This window comes from Enterobacter cloacae complex sp. P18RS, from assembly GCF_014982105.1.
GTDB classification, from domain to species: Bacteria; Pseudomonadota; Gammaproteobacteria; order Enterobacterales; family Enterobacteriaceae; genus Enterobacter; species Enterobacter hormaechei_C.
The window spans coordinates 53,622-59,978 of sequence record NZ_JADCKV010000035.1 but is presented as its reverse complement, the minus strand read 5'-3'; the positions used below and the strand labels follow the sequence as shown (position 1 = coordinate 59,978).

The following is a 6,357-nucleotide window of genomic DNA, read 5'->3' as shown; positions in this document are numbered from 1 at the left end:
TTATTGGCCCGTATGCCCTGCCCGCCCCCCCGTGGGGCTCGGTCTGGCTTGATCGCGAGTCCGTGCTGTTTGGCGATTCGACCCTCGCGTTGCGTCAGTGGATGCGTGAAAACCATATCGCCTTTGAGATGCAGCAGAATGAGCCTGAAGATCATTTCGGAACGTTGCTGATGCTGGCGGCATGGCTTGCCGAGAACGGTCGCGAAACAGAACGCGACCAGCTTCTTGCCTGGCATCTGCTGCCATGGAGCATGCGTTTCCTTAGCGTATTCGTTGAAAACGCGGCCCATCCGTTCTACACCGCGCTGGGTAAACTTGCCCAGCTGACGCTGGCGGAATGGCAGTCCACTTTGCTGATCCCGATTGCCGAAAAAACGCTGTACCGATAACAGCACCTGGCTTGTCCACCCGTTGTGCAAGCCAGGCTCGCACATTTTTGCTGCAACACAACGTCACAACTGCTATACTGTATATAATTACAGTATACGGGGGGTGCACAATGGCTGTTGAAACAAAATTTGTTGTCGTAAGAAAAGGTGAAGAAAAAATGACATTTGCCAGTAAGAAAGAGGCTGACGCTCACGACAAGCTGCTCGATATGGCAGAAGCGTTTACCGACTGGCTGTTGCAAAGCGGAATGCAGATGGATGAAACGCAGGCGGAGAACCTAGGTCTTTATCTCGCCGAGCAGAAAGAGTCCGTGCAGCATATCCTGCGTACCAGCAAGCTTCCCGAGCTCAATGCTGAAACGGATAAAACAGCATCAGATGCGGACAGCAGCAAAAAAATCCGGGCCGTCAAAGCCGCCTGATCGTCAGAACATCTCATCACCTGTCCTGCCGCCGCGGGCCGGAAACGGCTCGCGGCTTTATTAAGGTCGGCTGAACCTTATATTCATCAACCGTAACCCTGAAAATACGTCCTGTTATCTTGATTTGTCCGCCTCAACGTTTACGCTGATATTCAGCCTTTTTGCTTCCATGGTTATCATTGTTTTGGCCAGGTCCTTATCGCCCCCGTGCACTTTATCTATCAGATCCTGTACAAGGGTCATCATCAGGAAGTTTTTATTTGCAGGATAGAAATCTGTCGTAGTGATCCCGTTATCCTTCAGGCGCTGATGCGCCACCGTCTCTGTATCTGCGATTATTTCAGCTACTTTCTCATGCATGATCTCGATCTGCTCGAAAACAATGCGGTTAATCATTTCAATCTGTTCTGGCGTAAAATTCGGTTCCATTATTTCCCCTCGTCAGGCCTATGTTAAAAACACGTGAATCACACGTTGAGCGCCTCTGAATGGTGCGGTAAATTATCACACAACTCTTGTAACTCGTTGATCAGCCTGGCCACATGGAAACCGTCACAGACAGAATGATGGACCTGAACGGCGAAAGGCAACAAGACCTTTCCATCCTGGTTATAGTATTTTCCAAACGTGAACATGGGCGCAAAAAAATTCCGCATGTTAGCGACGTTGACGTTAAAACTGCTAAAACTGACCCACGGAATATCCGATATGAAGAATATATTCTCCCGGGACTCTTCTTTAGGCCAGTAAGCAAGGATATTGCCATAGCGGGCAACATCTTCTGCATAAACGCGCTGAAAATGGTGAATATTTCCATCGTAATGACTCCACAACGATGAAAATGTCTCCGTTTCTTTATGGAAAAGGGTATAGCTTGGATGAACCTCATTCCATATTACAAGCTCATCATCCTTCATGGCCATACGGAATTCCGGATGCCGGTTTACGACGTCAGAAATAAGGGAAATAATCGCAGGATAAAATTTCCAGCCAACCTCTTTGATATGCTTTAGCAGCACGGTAATGTCCAGCTGAACCGTTTGGTTAAATGTAGATTGAGCAAAGCCCTGAAATACTTCAAAGTGTTCCTTTCTTGCCCAACGTGATAAGTCAACTACCGTATATTCTGGCATTATTTTTGTCATTTCAGAGCCTTAGTTGAGCTGCGCTATATAAAATAGTAGCGTATCACAAACGTAGGGGCTGTATAGACCGTAGCGAAGAGGCACCCTAAATTTTCAGCGTATCAATCACCGCTCTCAGCGCCGGGGATACGTTGCGGTGTGGATAATAGAGGTACAGTCCGTCCATCCGCAGGCTGTAGCGCTGTAAGACGCGTATAAGCGTGCCACGCTCCAGATCGTCAGCCACCAGCTCAACCGGGACATAGGCCAGCCCGAGTCCCAGCCGGGCCGCTTCGGCCTCCATGTAGCTGTCGGAAAAGGCCCATTGCCCCTCCGGGCGGTGAGTAACATGCTTCCCGTCCTGAACAAGCTCCCACTGATAGTGGTTACCGTCGGCAAACTGGTAGGCAATGCAGGGATGAGCATCCAGATCGGCGGGCGTCTGCGGGAAACCATAGCGCCGAAAATGCGCCGGAGCGGCAACCACAGCCATCTCCATATCGGGCGTGATGCGCACGGCAATCATTCCTTGTCCCACCTCCGGCCCAAGCCGGACGCCCGCGTCGAATCGCTCGGCAATGATATCCACGAACCGGCTCTCATTCATCAATTCCAGACGGATATCCGGGTAACGCTGTTTGAAGATAGCGAGCTTTGGCAGCAGGCATTTTTCGATGGCGTGCTGGCTGGCATTAATGCGCACCGTGCCGGATGGCGTCTGGCGGTAATGCGCCAGTCTGGTCAGCCCGGTATCGAGCGCATCAAAGGCTGAACCAGCGGTCTGGAAAAGTTGCTCCCCGGCATGGGTCAGCGACAGTTTGCGCGTTGTACGCACCAGAAGCCGAACGCCCAGCCGCTCTTCCAGCTCGCGAACCGATCGACTGATCCCGGATTGTGCCAGCCCGAGCCGTTGCGCGGCTGCCGTGAAGCTTCCCTCCCGCACCACCTGGATAAACAGATACAGCTCATTGTAGTTTTCCCGCTTCGCCATCATGCCTCATCAATTCATAACAATATGATATTAATCCTAGCAGCCATTGGCCTCTAATCAGCACTATTTCTGCTAACTATAATGACCGCATTACAACAACACACGGTACCTCTTATGCAAACATTCACCCAAAAACTGTCCGTTGCGCTGCTGCTATGCGCATCATTAAGTGGAGTGACAACAATGAGTTATGCAGAAACACGAAATCCTGCCGCCCCCGTTTCGATGGTGACAACCTGGGATAAGACCTTCGTCGAGAGCAATAAAGTCGACCACCGCAAGGTGACGTTCGAGAACCGATACGGGATCACCCTGGTCGGCGATCTGTACATTCCCAGGAACAGCGGCGACCAGAAGCTGGCGGCGATTGCCGTCAGTGGACCATTCGGTGCGGTTAAAGAACAATCCAGTGGTCTTTACGCCCAGACTCTGGCTGAACAGGGGTTCGTGACCCTGGCCTTCGACCCATCCTACACGGGTGAAAGCGGCGGCCAGCCGCGTAACGTTGCCTCCCCTGATATCAACACCGAAGACTTTAGCGCCGCAGTGGATTTCCTCGGATTACAGAAAGAAGTCGACCGTAACCGTATCGGCATTCTCGGGATCTGCGGCTGGGGTGGTATGGCGCTGAACGCGGCATCCATGGATACCCGCGTGAAGGCGGTCGCCACCATCGTAATGTACGATATGAGCCGCGCGATGGGTCACGGCGTGGGCGACGGGAAAGATCGTTATTCAGCGGCCGATCGCCGGGCCGTGTTGCAGTATCTGAACGCGCAACGCTGGAAAGATGCTGAAAGCGGCACCTTCGCCCATGGCGGCCACGATATTTATGTCGATGAAAACGGTAAGGTAACGGCGGCCGGGCGTATTCTGCCGGAAGCATTGCCCGCCGATCCGCATCCGGTACTGAAAGAGTTCTATGATTACTACCGTATGCCGCGCGGCTTCCATGCCCGTTCCGTAAACTCCACCGGCGCATGGACCGCGACCATGCCGTTGTCCTTTATGAATATGCCGCTGCTGAGCTATGCCGGGGAGATCACCATCCCAACGCTGATTGTGACCGGTGAAAACGCGCACTCACGTTATTTTGCGGAAGATGCGTTTAAAGCTGTCGGCAGCAAACAGAAGGAACTGGTGATTGTTCCCGGTGCGAATCACGTTGATCTCTACGATAACGTCGCAGGGAAAATCCCGTTCGCGCAGTTCGGGCAGTTTTTCAAAACCAGTCTGGATTAATTCTCTTAGCCCCCGGCAATCAGGGGGCTTATCTTCTCTTCGCCGTGAATTACACCTATGTCCACACTGAATCAAACCTCATCCCGTGATGCTGAGCGTGCACACTGGGGCGGTATTTTTGCCATGACCCTGTGCGTTTTTGTCCTCATTGCCTCGGAATTTATGCCCGTCAGCCTGCTCACGCCCCTCGCCAGAGATTTAGGGGTGACAGAGGGGACGGCTGGCCAGGGGATCGCCCTCTCTGGTGCGCTGGCTGTCCTGACCAGCCTTTTTCTTTCCCGGCTTGCCGGGAATATGAATCGCAAACATCTTCTTTCAGGCATGACCGTCCTGATGGCGCTGTCAGGGATCATTATCGCCTTCGCCCCAAACGCTTTGATGTATATGGCAGGCCGGGCGCTGATCGGCATCGCCATCGGCGGTTTCTGGTCGATGTCTGCTGCCACCGCCATTCGGCTGGTGCCTCAGCATCAGGTCTCTCGTGCGCTGGCGATTTTTAACGGCGGCAACGCGCTGGCGACGGTGGTCGCCGCCCCGCTGGGCAGTTATCTCGGCTCGACCATTGGCTGGCGCGGCGCGTTTCTTTGCCTGGTTCCCGTGGCGATTGTGGCGTTCATCTGGCAATATTTTAGCCTGCCCAACATGGGCGGGAACCAGCGGCCGTCGCCACGTAAAAGCGTATTTCGCCTGCTCCACCAGCCTGCGGTTTCGGTGGGTCTGATGGCGTGCGGCCTGTTCTTCATGGGACAGTTTGCGTTATTTACCTATGTGCGCCCCTTCCTCGAAACCGTCACCCACGTCAGTCCTTCCGGCTTATCGCTGATCCTGCTCACTATCGGTATCGCAGGTTTCATCGGCACGCTGATCGTCGCGCTGGTCCTGAATGCCGCGTTTTACCTCACCTTAATGGCCATACCGCTGCTTATGGCGCTGATTGCAGGGGTATTAATGCTCACCGGGGACAGCCTGTGGATCGTGGCCCTGCTGTTAGGTTTCTGGGGAATGCTGGCAACTGCGGCCCCTACGGGCTGGTGGACGTGGATCGCCCGTACGTTACCGGAAGATGCCGAGGCTGGCGGCGGGTTAATGGTCGCGGTGATCCAACTCTCCATTGCGCTTGGCTCAACGGCGGGTGGCGTGGTGTTTGATACCTTTGGCTGGCAGAGCACCTTCGCTTTAAGCAGCATATTACTCCTGAGTGCAGGGGTGCTGACTTTTACGACGTCGCGCCATCGGAAATAAGGCATTATATTAACAGGGTTGTTTTATTTAATTACAAAACCTCGCTCACCTCCCGTAGAAATAATAATTAAGCAATATCCTGGTCAGCCAGCGACATCGCTTTGTTAGCTTGAGCATTCAGGCAAAGCTCAAACCGGAGGTATTCTTTGCTGATTAAATTAAAGAAAGAACGAACGCATCAGGAGGATCGTCGTCTTGCCCTCTGGCTGGCGACCTCCGCGGGACTGCTGAATGCCATTGCGCTGGGCGCGTTCGGTTTTTTTCCCTCGCATATGACGGGCAATACCTCGCAGCTATCCAGCGAAGTTTCCTCCACCGATCTCAGCGATATTCTTTTCTTTGGCGCCATTATTCTTTCGTTTGTCTCAGGCGCCATCGCTGCGCGGATTATTGTTATCTGGGGGATTATCCATAACGTCAGGCTGGTATTCAGCCAGGTTCTGTTTGTTGAAGGGCTATTATTGGCCGGGGTATCCCTGTACGAAATGTATTTTCACTCCTTCGCCACGAATCATGAGATTATTATTTTCCTGTGCGGGTTGATGGGAATTCATAATTCCACCTCCACTCAACTATCCGGCGGTCGGGTGAGATCCACGCACATCACCGGCACGCTGACCGATGCGGGCATTTCGCTGGCCTCCGTTATGGTCGCCATGCTGCGCCGGGATTACTCCAAAGATACGGCCGCGCAAAAGAGTCAGCTCAAAACCCATTTAACTACCCTTTTCTCCTTTATCAGCGGCGGGATCGCGGGGCTGATCCTGTTCAGAGAGTTTGGATTCCACGCGATGCTGGCGCTGGGCCTGTTGCTGGTAATCGTCGCCGCCTTCTCTATCGTCCGCATTTCGTGGCGCGTACGCAAGGTGCGCGCCGCGCTCAGTCGACAGGTATAATCAGCACGCCTTATGTGACGTTGTCACGTAAGGCGTGCTTCTTTAAGACTA

The 6,357-nt window shown here is 53.2% G+C and carries 8 protein-coding genes; 5 read left to right on the top strand and 3 right to left on the bottom strand.

What is annotated here, in order from left to right:
- A partial coding sequence (gene dmsD, locus INF61_RS21605; protein ID WP_193548116.1) for a Tat proofreading chaperone DmsD occupies nucleotides 1–389 on the top strand: 389 nt, incomplete at its 5' end.
- Nucleotides 390–499: 110 nt separating this feature from the next.
- Nucleotides 500–811: a YebG family protein gene (locus INF61_RS21600; protein WP_017384548.1), complete on the top strand. Its 312-nt coding sequence runs from the start codon at nucleotides 500–502 to the stop codon at nucleotides 809–811.
- Between the two features lie 114 nt (nucleotides 812–925).
- Here the strand turns inward: INF61_RS21600 and INF61_RS21595 are convergent, their stop codons facing one another.
- The 3 genes from INF61_RS21595 to INF61_RS21585 all read right to left on the bottom strand — a co-directional run bounded on the left by INF61_RS21595 (nucleotide 926) and on the right by INF61_RS21585 (nucleotide 2,926).
- Entirely contained in the window at nucleotides 926–1,240 is a 315-nt protein-coding gene (locus tag INF61_RS21595) for a hypothetical protein (RefSeq protein ID WP_017694081.1), read from the bottom strand.
- Nucleotides 1,241–1,278: 38 nt separating this feature from the next.
- On the bottom strand, nucleotides 1,279–1,956 hold the full coding sequence (gene catA / locus INF61_RS21590; protein ID WP_015570622.1) for a type A chloramphenicol O-acetyltransferase: 678 nt from the start codon (nucleotides 1,954–1,956) through the stop codon (nucleotides 1,279–1,281).
- An 85-nt stretch (nucleotides 1,957–2,041) separates the two neighbouring features.
- A complete protein-coding gene (locus INF61_RS21585) occupies nucleotides 2,042–2,926 on the bottom strand; it encodes a LysR family transcriptional regulator (RefSeq protein ID WP_063659924.1) in 885 nt (294 codons plus the stop codon).
- A gap of 114 nt (nucleotides 2,927–3,040) precedes the next feature.
- Between INF61_RS21585 and INF61_RS21580 the strand changes: the two genes are divergently transcribed.
- From INF61_RS21580 to INF61_RS21570, 3 genes are all read left to right on the top strand, one after another.
- A complete protein-coding gene (locus tag INF61_RS21580) occupies nucleotides 3,041–4,168 on the top strand; it encodes an alpha/beta hydrolase (protein WP_193548115.1) in 1,128 nt (375 codons plus the stop codon).
- Nucleotides 4,169–4,225: 57 nt separating this feature from the next.
- Entirely contained in the window at nucleotides 4,226–5,410 is a 1,185-nt protein-coding gene (locus INF61_RS21575; protein ID WP_017384552.1) for an MFS transporter, read from the top strand.
- A 146-nt stretch (nucleotides 5,411–5,556) separates the two neighbouring features.
- Nucleotides 5,557–6,306 (top strand): YoaK family protein, encoded by a 750-nt coding sequence (locus INF61_RS21570; protein ID WP_058689345.1) that lies wholly within the window; start codon nucleotides 5,557–5,559, stop codon nucleotides 6,304–6,306.
- The last annotated feature ends 51 nt before the right edge of the window (nucleotides 6,307–6,357 follow it).